A 15873-nucleotide genomic window follows, 5' to 3' on the forward strand; every position below is an offset into this window, starting at 1 on the left:
CGCGCCGGAACTCACAGGGGCGCGCGCCCGACTTCTGGACCGTCACGGCCCGGACCGGCCGACGCCGTGCGATCTGGAGAACCGGAATGGGCGAGCCCCGACAATCCTCCCCGAGCGCGGGTGCGAGTGAGAGTGCCGGCGCGGGCACAGGTACAGACGCGGGCGCTGGCGTGGCCGCGGTCGCGGTCGCGGCGCTGCGGAAGCTGGTGCCCCCGCCCGCGCTGTGCGGCTTCCTGCTGCTGCTCGCGCTCATGTTCGTGGCGTCGTACGCGGCCGGTGCCGCCGTCGGTCCCGTGGCGCCGGGCATGCACGAGACCGGCACGAGCCGTGACGGAGACGGGGGCGGTGGCGGCGAAGACGGCGGCGGGGGCGGCATGGACATGGACATGGGAGACACGCACGGGAGCGACGGCCGATGAGTGCCGAACCGGTGGCCGTCGTCGTGACGACCGACCTGACCGTCGGCGGGATGACCTGCGCGGCCTGCGTGAACCGTGTCGAGAAGAAGCTCGCCAAGCTGGACGGCGTCACCGCGACCGTCAACCTGGCCACCGGGCGGGCCCGGGTGAGCCATCCCGCCCATGTCCCTCCCGAGGAACTCGTCGCCACGGTCGAGAAGGCCGGCTATACGGCCACCCTCCCCGCTCCTCCCGAGCAGCCGGAAGGCGGGGACGAGGACGAGCCCGAGTCCGAGTCCGTGGACGCCCGGCGGGAGCGAGAGCGGCTGATGATCACGGCGCTGCTCGCGGTGCCGGTGCTCGTCCTGTCGATGGTGCCCGCCTGGCAGTTCCGCAACTGGCAGTGGCTGTGCTTCGTGCTGGCCGCCCCGGTCGCGGTGTGGAGCTCCTGGCCGTTTCACGTACGGGCGTTGCGCGGGCTGCGACACTCGACGGCGACCATGGACACGCTGGTCTCCCTGGGCGTGCTCGCGTCCTTCTCCTGGTCGGCGTACGCGCTGTTCCTCGGCGGCGCGGGCGAGCCCGGGATGCGGATGCCGTTCAGCCTGCTGCCCTCGGCGTCGGAGGGCACCGCGCACATCTATCTCGAAGCGGCCGTGGGAGTACCGCTGTTCGTGCTGGCCGGGCGTTTCCTGGAGGCACGGGCCCGGCACGGGACGGGGGCCGCACTGCGGTCGCTCGCCCAACTCGGCGCCAAGGAGGTCTCGGTACGCGAGGGTGGCACTGAACGGCTGGTGCCCGTTGAGCAGTTGAGGACCGGGCACGTCTTCGTCGTACGTCCCGGGGAGCGGGTCGCCACCGACGGGGAGGTGACGGAGGGCAGTTCCGCCGTGGATCTGTCCCTGGTCACCGGCGAGAGCGAGCCGGTCGAGGTCGGCCCGGGCTCGGCGGTGGTGGGCGGGGCCGTCAACGCCGGCGGGCTGCTGCTCGTACGGGCCACGGCGGTCGGCGCTGACACGCAACTCGCCCGTATTACGAAGCTGGTGACGGATGCTCAGGCTGGCAAGGCGCGGGCTCAGCGGCTGGCCGACGCGGTGGCCGGGGTGTTCGTGCCGGTGGTGCTGGCGCTCGCCGTGACCGTGCTCGGGTTCTGGCTCGGTGCCGGGGCCGATCCGCAGGCGGCGGTCACCGCGTGTGTGGCGGTACTGGTCGTGGCCTGTCCGTGTGCGCTGGGTCTGGCGACACCGACCGCGCTCATGGCCGCCACCGGGCGCGGCGCCCAACTGGGCGTCCTGGTCGGCGGACCGCAGGCCCTGGAGTCGCTCCAGCACATCGACACGGTCGTACTCGACAAGACCGGCACCCTCACCTCCGGCCACATGAGCGTCGCCCGGGTCACCGTCGTGCCCGGCGGACTCGGGCGGGAGACGGTGCTGCGGCTGGCCGGTGCGGTGGAGCAGGGTTCCGAGCATCCGCTGGGGCGCGCGATCGTCTCGTACGCACAACGAGCCGTTCCCGAGCGGCCGTTGCCGGACGTGGGGGAGTTCAGCGCCGAGGCGGGCCGCGGTGTCCGGGGCCGGGTCGAAGGCAGGCTGGTCGAAGTCCTCGCGCCGGACGACGAGTTGCCCCCGGCACTCGCGGACGCGCTGTCGGTGGCGGAGGCCGCCGCGTACACGCCCGTCGTCGCCCTGGTGGACGGTGTGCCCGAGGCGCTGATCGAGATCGGTGATGTCGTGCGGCCCGGGAGCTACCGGGCGGTCGACCGGCTCCGGAGGCTGGGGGTGCGGCCGGTGCTCGCCACCGGGGACCGGGAGGCCCCGGCCCGGGCCGTCGCGTCCGCGCTCGGCATCGAGGAGGTGCACGCCCGCTGCACGCCCGAGGAAAAGGCTGCCCTCGTACGGGAGTTGAGAGAGGAGGGCCTACGGGTCGCGGTTGTCGGCGACGGGGTGAACGACGCCGCCGCGCTGGCCGGTGCCGACCTGGGGATCGCCATGGGGAGCGGGACGGACGCGGCCATCGGAGCCGCCGACGTGACGCTCGTTCGCGGTGACATCGAGGCCCTGGGAGACGCCGTACGACTCGCCCGGCGCACCCTCGGCACCATCAGGGTCAACCTCCTGTGGGCCTTCGGCTACAACGCCGTGACCGTGCCGCTCGCCATGGTGGGACTGCTCAATCCGATGGTGGCCGCGGCGGCCATGTCGGTGAGTTCGCTGCTCGTGGTCGGCAACAGCCTGCGGCTGCGCGCCTGGCAGCCGACGCGAACCCGGAGCCTCACACGATGACGCGGACGACCGACCCGCATCCGTGGCGTCCGACCCGGCGCCGCCTCACCGACACCCTGCTCACCGCGCTCGCGCCCGTCGCCGCGTGCAGCGTCGCGCTCGGAGCCCTGACCACCTGGGTCGCCACCGGCCGAGCGGGCGACCCGGCGCGGATCGAGGTCACCGCCGGACGCGTATTCCTGCCGTACGGCGACACCCGGGACACCGCCGCGTTCTTCCGGATCACCAACTCCGGGGACGCGGACGACCGGCTCGTCCGCGTCGAGTCGCCCGGCGTCGGCGGTGAGGTCACGCTCGGGCGTCACCGCACCACGGGCGGCGGCGCCGCCGCGTACCGGGACCCGGTTGACTCGGCGTCCGTCCCCGCCCACGGCAGCCTCACCATGTCCCCGCACGGCCTCGATGTGATCCTGCGGGCGGGCGCGCGGTGGGAACTCGGCGATCCGGTCCCGTTCACGCTGCACTTCCGGCGCAGCGGGCCGGTCACGGTGGAGGCGATCGTGGTCAGCCCGGGCGACGTACGTGCTTCACCGTGACGACCGGCCTGCGGATGCGAGGCCGAGGACGAGGCCTGTCATGACCGCGGGGTGGGGGATACGCACGGTACGGGCCGCGGTGTTCGCGGCCGTCTGCGTGGTGCTCGCCGCCCTCGGGCACGTGATGATGTCCGGCTCCCCGGTGCCGTGGTGGACGATGGCCGCCGGGGGTGTCGTTACGGGCGGCGCGGGCTGGTGCCTGGCCGCCCGTGAACGCGGACTGCCGCTGATCGTGACCGTGGTGGTCGTCGCCCAGGGGCTGCTCCACACCGGGTTCTCGCTCGCCCAGTCGGCCGGGCCGCCGGTGGGCCGGAGTTCGGTCGACAGGGGCTCCACGCCGATGGGCTCCGCCGGGCGCGACATGGCTTCCGCGCCCATGGGCTCTGCGCGCATGGATTCCGGACACATGGGCTCCGCACCCATGGGGTCCACGCACACGGGTTCCACGGACGCCATGGACGTGGGGCACATGGGTCCCGGACATATGGGCCACCAGGCGCACGACATGGACGGCATGTCGTCGCTCGGCATGCTCGCCGCCCATCTGCTGGCCGCGCTGCTCTGCGGTCTGTGGCTCGCGTACGGCGAGCGCGCGGCCTTTCGCATCCTGCGGGCCGTGGCCGGCCGACTCGCCGCACCGCTGCGGCTGCTGTTGCACGCCAGGCCCGCACCGCCGCACCGGCCGCGCGTCCGCGTTCCCCGCCGCTCCCCGGACCGCTCGCCGAGGCGGCTCCTTCTCGTCCACGCGATCACTTCACGGGGTCCGCCCGTCGGGACCGCTGTCGCCTGAGACAGCCGGATCCCCGAGGCGCCTCCCCGCGCCTCGGGCACCGGCCGTACCCACCCGTACGGCCGGCCGCACCCCACGCGCCGGACCGATGCGCCAACCGTCAACGCGCCCACGCGGAACCAACGCGCCCACGCGCCCATGGCCCACGTGTGCACGTACTCACGCGCGCCCTCGGTCCGGATCCCGGATGACCCGAGAAGGACCACTGGTGATCACTCCAGCCCTGCCCGCTTCGCACGACAGAAGCGACGAGTCGATAACCGCCTGGGCGCTGGCCGCCCGTGGCGGCGACCCGGACGCCGTCGAGCGTTTCGTCCGCGCCCTGCACCGCGACGTCGTGCGCTATGTCGCCCATCTCTCCGCCGACCCCCAGGCCGCCGACGACCTCGCCCAGGACACGTTCCTGCGGGCGCTCGGCAGCCTGCACCGGTTCGAGGGGCGTTGTTCGGCCCGTACGTGGCTGCTGTCCATCGCGCGCCGCGCGGTGATCGACAGCTTCCGGTACGCCGCAGCCCGGCCGCGCCTTTCCGACGTACAGGACTGGCGGCTGGCGGTCGAACACGCCCAGCCGCACGGTCTGCCCGGCTTCGACGACGGGGTCGCGCTCCTCGATCTGCTGGCCGCGCTGCCCGACGAGCGGCGTGAGGCGTTCGTGCTCACCCAGCTGATGGGGCTGCCGTACGCCGAGGCCGCCGAGCTCAGCGACTGCCCCGTCGGAACCGTCCGTTCCCGGGTGGCCCGCGCCCGTGCCACCCTCGTAAACCTGCTCGCCGAGGCCGACGCGCCGGCCGCACGAGGGCACGCGGATCCGGCGTTCGAGCCGCGCGACCGGGCTGCCTGACCCGCCCGTTCCTCGACCTCTTCCTCGACCTCTTCCGCGGCCTCTTCCTCGGTCTTTCGAAGGCCTTTCGAACAGCTTTCAAATACCCCCGGGGGTACATGCTAGTGTCCCTCATATACCCCGGGGGGTAATTTCCGTTCGGAAGGAGTGCCCGACGTGTTCTTCGTTGACACCATCGAGGTGGCGGGGCTCGGCAACCGCAGCTACCTGGCGGGCGGCGGGCGGGAGGCCGTGGTGGTCGACCCGCCGCGTGACGTCGACCGGGTGATCGCGGCGGCGGCCCGGCGAGGCGTACGGATATCGCATGTGGTCGAGACACATGTGCACAACGACTACGTCACCGGCGGTCCGGAGCTGGCCCGGCTCACGGGCGCGGCGTACCTCGTTCCGGCCGGAGCCCGAGTCTCCTTCGAGCGGACACCGGTGCGCGACGGGGACAGCACGGTCTTCGACGCCGATGCAGGTCTGACCCTGCGTGCGCTCGCGACCCCCGGCCATACTCCGCACCACACCTCCTACGTGCTGGAGGAGGGCGGGTCGGCGGTCGCCGTCTTCACTGGTGGGTCGCTGCTGATCGGCACGGTCGGGCGCCCCGACCTCGTCGAGCCGCGCCTTACCGAGGACCTCGCCCGCGCTCAGCACGCCTCCGCCCGTCGGCTCGCGGACGAACTCCCCGACGAGACAGCGGTGTTGCCCACCCATGGCTTCGGCAGCTTCTGCTCCGCCGGCCGGGCCGAGGGCGGTGCCACCACCATCGGCAAGGAAAAGTCGGCCAACGAGGCGCTCACCCGGGACGCGGACACCTTCGTCGCCGACCTGCTGGCGGGGCTGGACGAAGTCCCCGCCTACTACGCGCACATGGGTCCGGCCAACGCCGCGGGGCCCGCGCCCGTCGACCTCACTCCACCGGCCGTGGCCGACGCCGATGAGATCGCCGCCCGGCTGGCCGCGGGGGAGTGGGTGGTCGATCTGCGCAACCGGGTCGCGTTCGCCGAAGGGCATGTCGCGGGCTCGTTCAACTTCGAGGCCGAGGGTCAACTGGCCATCTATCTGGCCTGGTTGATCCCCTGGGGCAGGCCGGTGACACTGCTCGCCGAATCGGCCGGGCAACTGGCAGCCGCCCAGCGCGAGTTGGTCCGGGTCGGCGTCGACCGCCCGGCCGCCGCGGCAACCGGTGAACCGTCGGCGTGGGTGCGCGAGGGCGAGCCTCTGGCGGCCTTCCGCCGGGCCACGTTCGCCGACCTCGCCAGTCGCGCCGACCTCGCTGATCCAGCTGGCCGCGCCGCTCGGCACCCCGGTGACGGCCTCGTCGTACTGGACGTCCGGCGGTCGTCCGAACGTGCCGGCGGCTTCATTGAGGGCTCGGTCCACATCCCGGTCCACGCCCTTCACGGGCGGCTCGACGAGATTCCTGCGGGCGAGGTGTGGGTGCACTGCGCGGGCGGCATGCGCGCCGCGATCGCCGCCTCCCTGCTGGACGCGGCGGGCCGTGAAGTCGTCGCTGTGGACGACGCGTTCACCGCGGCGGAGAAGTCCGGCCTCACCGTCCGGACCGCCTGAACGCACATCGGTACGAGGGTCTGCCCTCACCTGGGATCGGCCCTGGTCCGGGATCGGCCGTCGCCCGGAATCGACCCTCACCCGGGTTCGGTCCTGACCTGGAATCGGCCCGAGCCCTCGCGCGGCATCGTCCCCCCCCCGCCACCGGAAGGAAGCAAGACCGTGCCGACGTACCCCCTCCTCATACCCCGTGCTCCCGGCCGCCAGGTCACCGCGCACCACGCGGCGGCCTCCGTCAGGCACAGCCCCGTCGGCGCGGAGGGCGGCGGCGGGGGCGGCGATGAGAACGGCACGATGGCGTGAGCCCTCTCATACTCGCCCTGACGGCCGGTGCCGTCATCGGGCTGGCGCTCGGTGCGCTCGGGGGCGGTGGCAGTGTGCTGGCCGTTCCCGCCCTGATCTATCTGCTTGGTTTCACCCCGGTCGCGGCCAGCACCGCGAGCCTCCTCATCGTGACCGCGACCTCGGCCACGGCACTGTCCGGCCACGCACGCGACGGCCAGGTCCGCTGGCGTACGGGAGCGCTGTTCGCGGCGGCGGGCATCGGCCCGGCGCTGCTGGGCGGCGCGGTCGCGGGAAGACTGCCGGACGCCACGTTGACCGGGGCCTTCGCCGTGGTCGCGGCGGTGGCGGCGGTACGTATGCTGCGCGCCCGGAAGAGTTCGGACGACGCCCGGCCGGTCCGGTCCGCGCGGGCCGCAGCGGCCGGTGGCGGGCTCGGCGCGGTCACCGGCGTACTCGGAGTCGGCGGCGGCTTCCTCGCGGTACCGGCACTCGTGGGCGTACTCGGCCTGCGGATGAGGGAGGCGGTGGGCACCAGCCTGCTCGTCATCACCGTCAACTCGCTCGCCGCGCTCATGATGCGCGCCGGTACGGCCGACGGCCTGGACTGGGCTGTCATCGCCCCCTTCGCCGGGGCCGCGATCCTCGGCGCGTGGGACGGCAAACGCCTCGCCGCGAAGGTGTCAGGCCCCACGCTCCAACGGGTCTTCGCCCTGGTGCTGTTGTCGGTGGCCGCCCTCATGCTCATCGACACGGCGGTGTGACGGGCTCCGGCCACTCGATCACTCCAGGACCTGTACGCCTCGGGTCATCTGGTCGGCGAGACCACGCCGGCCGCTGCTCTGCGCAGCCGCCGAGCGGGCGAGGGCGGTCATCGCCTCCTTGCGCTGCGCGTTCCGCTACACCTGATTTCCCCGCTCCGAGTCGCCCTGAGAGGCGCCGCTCTGTGCCGCGTCGTCGGGGCGGAAGGTGACCGACTTGCCCGAGAAGTGGGCGGTGAGGCCGTCGGCCGTGGTGGTGACCGAGCGAAGACTCAGGCCGTCGGGGATGTTCCGCAGCTGGATCGGCTCCTCGAAGACCTTGTCGAGCAGTGCCTCACCGGCGTCGGGCAGTACACCGCTCGTCACCCGGAAGTCCTCGAAGGCGATGCGGTTGCCGGAGACCGCCGACACCTTCACCGTCACGGTGATCCCGTCGCCGAACGGCATCGCGATCCTCGCGCTGATCCGGCCGGGCCGGTCGCCCTGGGACACCTCGAGACCGAGGGCGTTGGACACGTCGGTGTACGACAGACGGGCGGTCGCTTCGGCGCTGCGCGCCCGGGCCGCGCTGCCGTCGTCCGACTTCCGCAAGTCGTCGAGCCTCAGGTCGAGTTCGGTCACCGGGAGCGGGCGGGCGGCCTCGTCGGCGGGTATGTCGCGAGCGGTGATGTCCACGTGCCGCAGAGTGCCGGACGCCACCTGGGTCAGCACGGGGAAACCGCGCACATGGACCTCGGGCCGAGTGGCAGTACCCATGCCCTCCTGGAACGCCTCGGCCGTACCCGACTCCACCCGCGCCGCCGCGACGCGGTCGACCACCACGGGGACGATGATCAGCGCGCACAGGGCGGTGAGGGCGATGACGAGCGGCAGCCGGTGCGTCCGTGCGGCGTCCGACCGGTGGTCGAAGTCGTCGCGGTATTCGGCATGGGGGCGGTACATGGGTTCTCCTGTCGTGTTGTACGGGGTCGATGGGCGCCCGAGTCACCTTGTTTCCGGGCTAGTTGGCATCGCGGAGGCTGCGAACCGTCGAGGCCGCGACATCGCGGTCGGCGCCCGCGGCGATCAGAGTGGTGGTGGCGGCGCCCGTGCCGTCGTCGGCCCAGATCCCGCAGTTGACGCTGTCGAGCAGGGCCAGAATGTGCGCTTCGAGGGCTCTGCTGAGCGGGCCGGGCGGGACGCCGGTGCGGAAGACGCCCTGTCGTTGGCCGCGGGCGAGGATCCCGGCGACCGTGTCGCGGACGGGAGCCAGGAGCCCGCTGAACCCGTTGGCCCCCAGGTCCTGGCGGGTCAGCCCGATGAGCGTGCGATAGCGGTCACCGACCGGCCAGAGGGTGAGGACGACCCGCGCCAGGGCACTCGCGGCATCCGGGGCCGGACCCCGGCTCGGGGCTGACGCGTCGATGACGTTGATCGCGACGCGGATCGCCTCCCCGGCGTCCGCCGCGAGCCCCCCGACGAGTGCGGCCCGCCCCGCGAAGTGCGCGTACACGGTCCGACGCGCCACCCCCGCGGCCTTGGCGATGTCACCGAGGCTGCTGTCGGCGTTGCGCCCCAGTTCCCGCCGAGCCGCTTCCAGGATGCGCGTGCGGGTGGCGCGGGCCGTACGGCTGAGGGGTTCGTGCGTCGCTGACGGGCTGGTCACATCGGCACCTCGGCAGACAACAGGCAGCAGGGAGAAGACAGCAGCAAGCAGGACAGCAGGCAGGCAAATGGGCAGGTGAGCGGGCGGGGGCAGGGAGGGCTGCCGCAATATTTGCACATGGACGGGCAATAAACTAGTCTGCACATCAGTGGGCAATTAAGTCGCCCCGCTCGTCCCGCTCACCCCCTGGGAGCCTCCGATGCCGCTCATCGCCAACACACCCGTCGAGAAGATGGCAGGGCCGTACTCACGGCGCTGGCTCGCCCTGCTGGTGCTGTGTCTGAGTCTGCTGATCGTGGTCATGGCGAACACGTCACTGATCGTGGCGGCGCCGGACATGACCCAGGACCTGGGCCTGAGCAGCAGCGACCTGCAGTGGGTCATCGACGGCTACACCGTTCCGTACGCCGCGCTGATGCTGGTCCTCGGCTCGATCGGCGACAAGTACAGCCGTCGGGGCGCGCTCGTCGCGGGCCTGGTGATCTTCGCGGGCGGTTCCGTGATGGGCAGCCTGGTCGACGCGACGGGCCTGGTGATCGCGGCCCGCGCGATCATGGGCGTCGGCGCGGCGGTGGTCATGCCTGCCACGCTGTCCCTGCTGGTCGCGGTCTTCCCGAAGCGGGAGCGGGCCAAGGCCATCACGGCCTGGACCGCCACCTCCGGCCTCGCCATCGCGGTCGGCCCGCTGGTCGCCGGCTGGCTCCTGGAGGACCACGCCTGGGGCTCGACCTTCCTGATCAACGTCCCCATCGCCGTCGTCGCCGTGATCGGCGCGCTGGTCCTGGTGCCGCCGTCGAAGGCGGCGAACGCGGGCCGGATCGACTACGTGGGCGGACTGCTGTCGATCGTCTCGGTCGGCGCGCTGGTCTACGCGATCATCGAGGGCCCGCACTTCGGCTGGGGCACCGGCCCGGTCGCCGCCGCGGTGATCGCGGGCGTGGGCCTGCCGGCCTTCGTGCTCTGGGAGCTGCGCCACCCGCACCCGATGCTGGACGTGCGCAGGTTCGCCCAGCGTCCCTTCAGCGGCTCGATGCTGGCGGTGCTGTTCTTCTTCTTCGGCACCTTCGGGGCGATCTACTACTCCACCCAGTTCCTGCAGTTCGTCCTCGGCTACAACGCGCTGGAGACCGGCGTCCGTCTGCTGCCGCTGGCCGGCGCGGTGTTCGTCGGCGCCGCGGCCACCGGGCGGCTGACGCCGAAGCTGGGCATGAAGACGATGGTGGTGTCCGGCATGGTGATCGGCACCGCGGGCGTCCTCCTGCTCACCCTGATCGACACGGGCTCCACGTACGCCGACTTCCTGGCGCCGATGATGATGCTCGGGTTCGCGATCGGTCTGAGTGTGTCCCCGGCCACCGACACCATCATGGGCTCGTTCCCGGAGAGCGAGCTGGGCGTCGGCGGCGGCGCCAACGACACCGCGCTGGAACTCGGCGGCTCCCTCGGCATCGCCGTACTGGGCTCGCTGCTGGCCACCGCCTACAAGGACCGGCTGGCCGACCTGGTCGGCGGGCAGCTGCCGGCCTCCGCGCTGGAGACGGCCAAGGACTCGGTCGGCGGCGGTCTGGCGGTCGCCGAGCAGATCGCGAAGACCCCCTCCGCCGGACCCCAGCAGGCCCAGGCCCTGATCGACGCGGTGCACGAGTCCTTCGCCCACGGTGTCGCCCACACCAGCCTGATCGGCGGGATCATCATGGCCGCCGGAACCATGATCGTCCTCGCGGTCCTGCCCGGCCGCAAGGCCGCGAAGCGCGACCAGGACGAGCTGGAGGAGAGCACCAAGGAGCGCGTGGACGTCGGCTGAGGACGCACACGCGGGTCGGTTCCGGACGGAGCCGGTCACCAGGAGGCCGGACCTCAGGTCCGGCCTTCCTCCACCCCTGACGGGTCGTGCCCGAGCGGCGCACGGCCCGGGCGGTGCCGGGACGGGACGCCCGGCACCGCCCGTCTCATGAACGGGCGGGATCGATGCCGGTCCGCGCGCGGCGTTCGGCTCCCAATCGGGCGTAGTAGTCGATGAGTTCGGGCGCGTCCACGGTGGCCGGGTGGACGACCTGCTCGGCGGGCGCGCCCTGGAGCAGCCGCTTGACGGGGACTTCGAGCTTCTTGCCCGTGCGGGTGTGCGGGACGGCCGGGACTTCGAGGATCTCGTCGGGGACGTGGCGCGGCGAGACACCGGCGCGGATCGCCTCACGGATGCGGTCGCGGAGCGCGTCGTCGAGGACCGCCCCGGCCGCCGGGACCACGAACAGCGGCATCCAGTAGCCGCCGTCCGGCTCCTCCGCCCCGATGACCAGGGCCTCGGTGATCTCCGGAAGCCGTTCTACGACGTCGTGGATGTCCGCGCTCCCGAGCCGTACGCCGTTGCGGTTGAGGGTGGAGTCGGAGCGGCCGTGCACGATGACCGAACCGTGCCCCGTGAAGGTGATCCAGTCGCCGTGCCGCCACACGCCGGGGTACGTGGAGAAGTACGCGTCGCGATAGCGGGTGCCGTCGGGGTCGTTCCAGAAGTGCAGCGGCATCGACGGCATGGGGCGGGTGACCACCAGCTCACCGACCTGGTCGACGACCGGGTGCCCCTCGGCGTCGTACGCGGCCAGCGCCACGCCCAGGTGGGGAGCCGACAGTTCCCCCGCCCGGACAGGCGTCGTGGGCGCGCTGCCTGCGAAGCCGGAGACGACGTCCGTGCCGCCGCTGATGGAGGCGAGCAGGACGCGGTCGCCGACGTGGTCGTGGACCCAGGGGTAGGCGGAGGCCGGCAGCGCGGAGCCGGTGCAGCCGACCACGCGGACGGACGACAGGTCGTGCACGGACGGGTCGATGCCGAACTTGGCCATCCCCAGCAGGTATTGGGGACTCGTGCCGAAGACGGTGACCCGGTGCCGGGCGGCCAGCTCCCACAGGAGGTCGGGCCGGGCGAGCGGTGCCGGGCTGCCGTCGTACGTACAGGTCGTGGCGCCCGTCAGCAGGGTGGACGCGACCAGGTTCCACATCATCCAGTGGGTGGTGGTGTACCAGAGGAGCCGGTCTCCGGGGCCGAGGTCGGAGTGCAGGCCCAGGGTCTTCAGGTGCTCCAGCAGGACTCCGCCGTGGCCGTGCACGATGCCCTTGGGCAGGCCGGTGGTGCCGGAGGAGAAGACGACCCACAGCGGATGGTCGAACGGCACCGGCGTACAGGCGAGTTGCTCCGTGCGGGTGGCCGCGTCCTCCCACGGTACGGCCAGGGACGGGAAGTTGTGGGGCAGTCGCGGCAGGCCCACGTGGTCGACGAGCAGGGTGGCCTTCAACGTCGGTAGCGCACGGGCCAGTTCGAGGACCGCTTCGCGGCGGTCGTGGGTTGTCCCGTTGAAGAGGTAGCCGTCGGCGGAGATCAGGACGGTGGGTTCGAGCTGGGCGAAGCGGTCGGCGGCTGCCTTCGGCGCGTAGTCCTGGCCGCACACCGACCAGACGGCGCCGAGGCTCGCGGCGGCGAGGAACGCCACGATGGCGTGCGGGGTGTTGGGGAGGTAGCCGACGACCCGGTCGCCCATGCCCACGCCGAGGTCGCGCAGGGTCGCGGCGACGGAGGCGACCTCGGCACGCAGTTGACCGGCACCGACCGGGCGGGCCGAACCGGTCTCGTCCAGCGCGATGACCGCGGGCCGGTCGGGGCTCAGCCCGCGCAGGGCGTGGTGGGTGTAGTTGAGGGTCGCGCCGGGGAACCAGCGGGCACCCGGCATGGTCTCCTCGGCCAGCACCCGCTCGTACGGACGGTCCGCGTCGATGTCGAAGTACTCCCACACCGCACCCCAGAAGCCCTCCAGGTCCGTGACGGACCAGCGGTGCAGCGCGGCGTAGTCGGTGTGGTCGGCGCCCGCCCCCACGCCCCGGTACCGGGCGGACCGGCGGGCGAAGTCCACGATGCGACTGGACGCCGCGGCCTGCGGATCGGGAGTCATGAAGGGGTCCGGGTACGGCCTGGTCATCGTGTGGCACTCCTCAACAGGCTTGTGTCGGTGGTCTGTTGGGCTGGGAGAGGCTTCCGTGCGCTGTGCAGCAGGGGCGCCCAGCCAGCGATGTCGGTGAAGTCGGCGGCGCCGGACGGGACTTCGTCCATGACGACGCGGTCGGGACGCAGCAGTACGGCGTCCGCCCGGCCCGCGCGCAGCCAGGCGGAGAGCCGGCCGTCGTCGCCGAGGTCGGTCACGGGGACGGTCCGCGCGCCGAGTCCGTCGGCGACCGCCCGCAGCGAGGGCGAGGGCGGCGAGGCGGTCAGTACGGCGAAGGAGTCGCCGAGCAGCTCGTCGAGACGTACGCGCCACCCGTCGGCCGTCACCCACGGCTGCGGGCAGATTCCACCCACGAGACCGCGACCGCCCCAGCGGGTCCGCCGGAGGGCGCGTCGGCGCACGAGCGGCCCCGCGGCAAGGGCCGGGCTGAGGTCGCGGGCGGCTGCCGCGGGCAGGCCGGGGATACGGAAGGCCGCGCCCAGGACGCCGCGGCGGAGGGCGGCGGCACCGTCCTGGCCGCCGGTCATGGCCCAGCCCATCGTGACCGCGAGCCGGATCGCATGCCGGGTGTGCGGCTTGCGTTCGCTCTCGTAGGTCTCCAACAGCCGTTCGTCCGCGCCCTGTTGGAGGACACGGGCCAGCTTCCACGTCAGGTTGTGGGCGTCACGCATCCCCGCGCCCAACCCCTGCCCGATGAACGGCGGGGTGAGGTGGGCGGCGTCGCCGAGCAGGAAGACCCGTCCCCGGCGCCAGCGGTCGGCGATCCGGGCCCGGAAGGTGTACTGCGCCTGCCGCACCACCTCCAGGTCGGCGCCGTACGAGGGATCCACCCAGGGAGCGATCAGCTCGCGCAGCCGCTCGTGATCCGGTTCCGGCTCGTCCCGCAGACGGAACTCCCAGCGGTAACGGTCCTCGCCGACGCGCATGAAGGTCGCCGGCCGGTCGGGATCACAGATCTGCTCGACGCCCTCCCAGCAGCGGACCGGGGCGCTCGTGCGCACGTCGACGACCGTCCAGCGCTCCTCGAAGCGCAGGTCCTGCCATCCGGCGCCGACCGCGTCGCGGGTGAGGCTGCCCGCGCCGTCGCAGCCGAGGACGGCGTCCGCCCACAGGTGCTCCTCGACGCCGTCACGACGGAAGGTCACCCGGACGGGGCCGTTCCCGTCCTGGCCCCCGTCGACGCCCACACCCCCGCCGATGCCCACCCCCGGGCCGACAGCCACGCCGACACTTATGCCGACGACCTCCACCCCGGTCCGCAGATCGCACTCCGGGCGGCGGGCCAGGGCGTCACGCAGCAGCCGCTCCAGCTCCGGCTGGTCGAACATGCTGGTCTGCGGGAACCCGTGCGCCCCCTGCGTGGCGCGCGGGAACTCGGCCATCACTCGGTGCTGGCCGTCCAGCATCCGGAGCCCCTGCGCGGGGCGGGCGATCGCGGCGAACTCGTCTCCGACCCCGGCGGCCTGGAGGATCCTGCGCACCTCGTCGTCGGCGGCGACGGCACGCGGCAGCGGGTAGATGTCGTGGTGGCGTTCGAGGACGACGGCCCGTACGCCGCGCCGGGCGAGCAGGAGGGCGGCGGTCACGCCCACCGGCCCGGCTCCGACGATCACCACGGGTACGTGTGCCGACCTGGGCGCGGTGTCCCGTGCCCCGGCGGCCTGGTCGACGGTCATGTGCGGCTCACTTCTGCTCTCGGTTCGCGACGGTCGGGGCGCGTCTGTCACCGCGCGGTGGTCGTTGCGCGGTGTTCAGGGCACGTAGGGCAGGGCGAGTGGGTCATTGGGCATCGGTCACGGTGGTGCGCTGCTCGCCGAGGTCGATCCGCCCGTCCGGTGTGGCGATCGCCGCGGTGATCAGGTCGCCGTCGCGCAGGTAGTGCGGATTCCGGGCCTGGCTCCTGAAGAACGCCTTCCACTTCAGGGCGGGCGGCAGGAGCGCCCCGACCTTCTCGACGGCTTTGGGCGGGGCCTTGAGAGCGGTGCCGCCCGGGGTGCCGGTGAGCAGCAGGTCGCCGGGGTCCAGGGTCTGGAAGCGCGCGAGCAGGGTCAGCGCCTGCGCCGGGCGGACGATCATGTCGGCCAGGGTGCGGTCCTGGCGCAGGTCGCCGTTGACGGTCAACTTCAGCCGCAGATCCAGGAGATGGGCGAACTCCTCCGGCTCCAGCAGACTGAGGAAGGGCCCGGTCGGCGTGAAGGTCGGGTACGACTTGCTCTCGTAGAACTGCGTCTTGGTCAGCTGTACGTCACGGGCGCTGACGTCGTTGGTGACCACGAGCCCGGCGACGTACGAGGGCAGGTCCTGCTCGGTGACGACGGTGCCCACCGGCAGGGGTGCGCCCATCACCAGGCCGAGCTCGATCTCGTAGTCGAGGAACTGCACGTGCGACGGGCGGACGATCGCCTCACCCGGGCCGCTCACCGAGCCGGACGCCTTGCGGAAGAAGGTGGGCGGGATGTCACCGGTGAAGCCCGAATCGCGGGCGTGGCTGCGGTAGTTGACCATCTGGGCGACCACCCGGCAGGGCGTCGTGACGGGGGAGAGCGCCACCAGGTCGGCGACGGCCGTGCCGGTGTCGCCGGAGGCGGCGGCCTCCCGGACGGTTTCCCGTACGGCGGCGAGGTCCGCCAGCAGGTCGGCGGTGGTGACGGCCTTGGTCTCGATGCGGACGGCGCGCGTGTCGCGCACCACCCACCAGCCGTCGGCGGTGCGGAGGACGTTGGTGCTCATGTCATTGCCTTCATCAGGGGGTGGGGAGGGCAGGGGATCGGGAGTCGGGGGATTCA

Annotated in this window: 14 protein-coding genes; 9 read left to right on the plus strand and 5 right to left on the minus strand. The window is 72.6% G+C overall.

Features of this window, described 5'->3' with window-relative positions:
• Positions 1-170: 170 nt before the first annotated feature.
• From ACN20J_RS38880 to ACN20J_RS38915, 8 genes are all read left to right on the plus strand, one after another.
• On the plus strand, positions 171-419 hold the full coding sequence (locus ACN20J_RS38880) for a hypothetical protein (protein WP_190227083.1): 249 nt from the start codon (positions 171-173) through the stop codon (positions 417-419).
• The gene (locus ACN20J_RS38885; RefSeq protein WP_419667715.1) at positions 416-2683 is read left to right on the plus strand and encodes a heavy metal translocating P-type ATPase; all 2268 of its coding nucleotides are present in this window, start codon (positions 416-418) and stop codon (positions 2681-2683) included. The genes ACN20J_RS38880 and ACN20J_RS38885 overlap by 4 nt, the downstream gene beginning before the upstream one ends.
• Positions 2680-3219, plus strand: a complete 540-nt coding sequence (locus ACN20J_RS38890) for a copper chaperone PCu(A)C (protein ID WP_419667716.1) — start codon at positions 2680-2682, stop codon at positions 3217-3219. Before ACN20J_RS38885 ends, ACN20J_RS38890 begins: the two co-directional genes overlap by 4 nt.
• Positions 3220-3259: 40 nt before the next feature.
• A complete protein-coding gene (locus ACN20J_RS38895) occupies positions 3260-4009 on the plus strand; it encodes a hypothetical protein (RefSeq protein ID WP_190227086.1) in 750 nt (249 codons plus the stop codon).
• Between the two features lie 187 nt (positions 4010-4196).
• A complete protein-coding gene (locus tag ACN20J_RS38900; protein WP_190227087.1) occupies positions 4197-4850 on the plus strand; it encodes a sigma-70 family RNA polymerase sigma factor in 654 nt (217 codons plus the stop codon).
• 156 nt (positions 4851-5006) lie between these two features.
• Positions 5007-6410 (plus strand): MBL fold metallo-hydrolase, encoded by a 1404-nt coding sequence (locus ACN20J_RS38905; protein ID WP_419667717.1) that lies wholly within the window; start codon positions 5007-5009, stop codon positions 6408-6410.
• A gap of 162 nt (positions 6411-6572) precedes the next feature.
• Positions 6573-6713, plus strand: coding sequence for a hypothetical protein (locus ACN20J_RS38910; RefSeq protein WP_419667718.1), 141 nt, complete (start codon positions 6573-6575; stop codon positions 6711-6713).
• A complete protein-coding gene (locus tag ACN20J_RS38915) occupies positions 6710-7456 on the plus strand; it encodes a sulfite exporter TauE/SafE family protein (protein WP_419667719.1) in 747 nt (248 codons plus the stop codon). The genes ACN20J_RS38910 and ACN20J_RS38915 overlap by 4 nt, the downstream gene beginning before the upstream one ends.
• 135 nt (positions 7457-7591) lie before the next feature.
• Here the strand turns inward: ACN20J_RS38915 and ACN20J_RS38920 are convergent, their stop codons facing one another.
• Both ACN20J_RS38920 and ACN20J_RS38925 read right to left on the minus strand, forming a co-directional pair.
• A complete protein-coding gene (locus ACN20J_RS38920) occupies positions 7592-8395 on the minus strand; it encodes a DUF2993 domain-containing protein (RefSeq protein ID WP_419667720.1) in 804 nt (267 codons plus the stop codon).
• A 58-nt stretch (positions 8396-8453) separates the two neighbouring features.
• Positions 8454-9098, minus strand: a complete 645-nt coding sequence (locus tag ACN20J_RS38925; protein WP_189840782.1) for a TetR/AcrR family transcriptional regulator — start codon at positions 9096-9098, stop codon at positions 8454-8456.
• A 199-nt stretch (positions 9099-9297) separates the two neighbouring features.
• On the opposite strand from ACN20J_RS38925, the gene ACN20J_RS38930 reads away from it, so the two are divergent.
• Positions 9298-10902 carry an MFS transporter gene (locus ACN20J_RS38930; RefSeq protein WP_419667721.1) on the plus strand — a complete coding sequence of 535 codons (1605 nt, stop codon included), beginning with the start codon at positions 9298-9300 and terminating at the stop codon, positions 10900-10902.
• Between the two features lie 145 nt (positions 10903-11047).
• On the opposite strand, the gene ACN20J_RS38935 is transcribed toward ACN20J_RS38930, so the two are convergent.
• The 3 genes from ACN20J_RS38935 to ACN20J_RS38945 all read right to left on the minus strand — a co-directional run bounded on the left by ACN20J_RS38935 (position 11048) and on the right by ACN20J_RS38945 (position 15817).
• Positions 11048-13063, minus strand: coding sequence for an acetoacetate--CoA ligase (locus ACN20J_RS38935; protein ID WP_419667722.1), 2016 nt, complete (start codon positions 13061-13063; stop codon positions 11048-11050).
• Positions 13060-14763 carry a bifunctional 3-(3-hydroxy-phenyl)propionate/3-hydroxycinnamic acid hydroxylase gene (locus tag ACN20J_RS38940; RefSeq protein WP_419667723.1) on the minus strand — a complete coding sequence of 568 codons (1704 nt, stop codon included), beginning with the start codon at positions 14761-14763 and terminating at the stop codon, positions 13060-13062. Before ACN20J_RS38940 ends, ACN20J_RS38935 begins: the two co-directional genes overlap by 4 nt.
• 103 nt (positions 14764-14866) lie before the next feature.
• Complete coding sequence (locus ACN20J_RS38945) at positions 14867-15817, minus strand: fumarylacetoacetate hydrolase family protein (RefSeq protein WP_419667724.1); 951 nt, start codon at positions 15815-15817, stop codon at positions 14867-14869.
• Positions 15818-15873: the final 56 nt, after the last annotated feature.

It is taken from the genome of Streptomyces sp. 2-1 (genome assembly GCF_048564895.1).
Classification (GTDB): Bacteria; Actinomycetota; Actinomycetes; order Streptomycetales; family Streptomycetaceae; genus Streptomyces; species Streptomyces phaeochromogenes.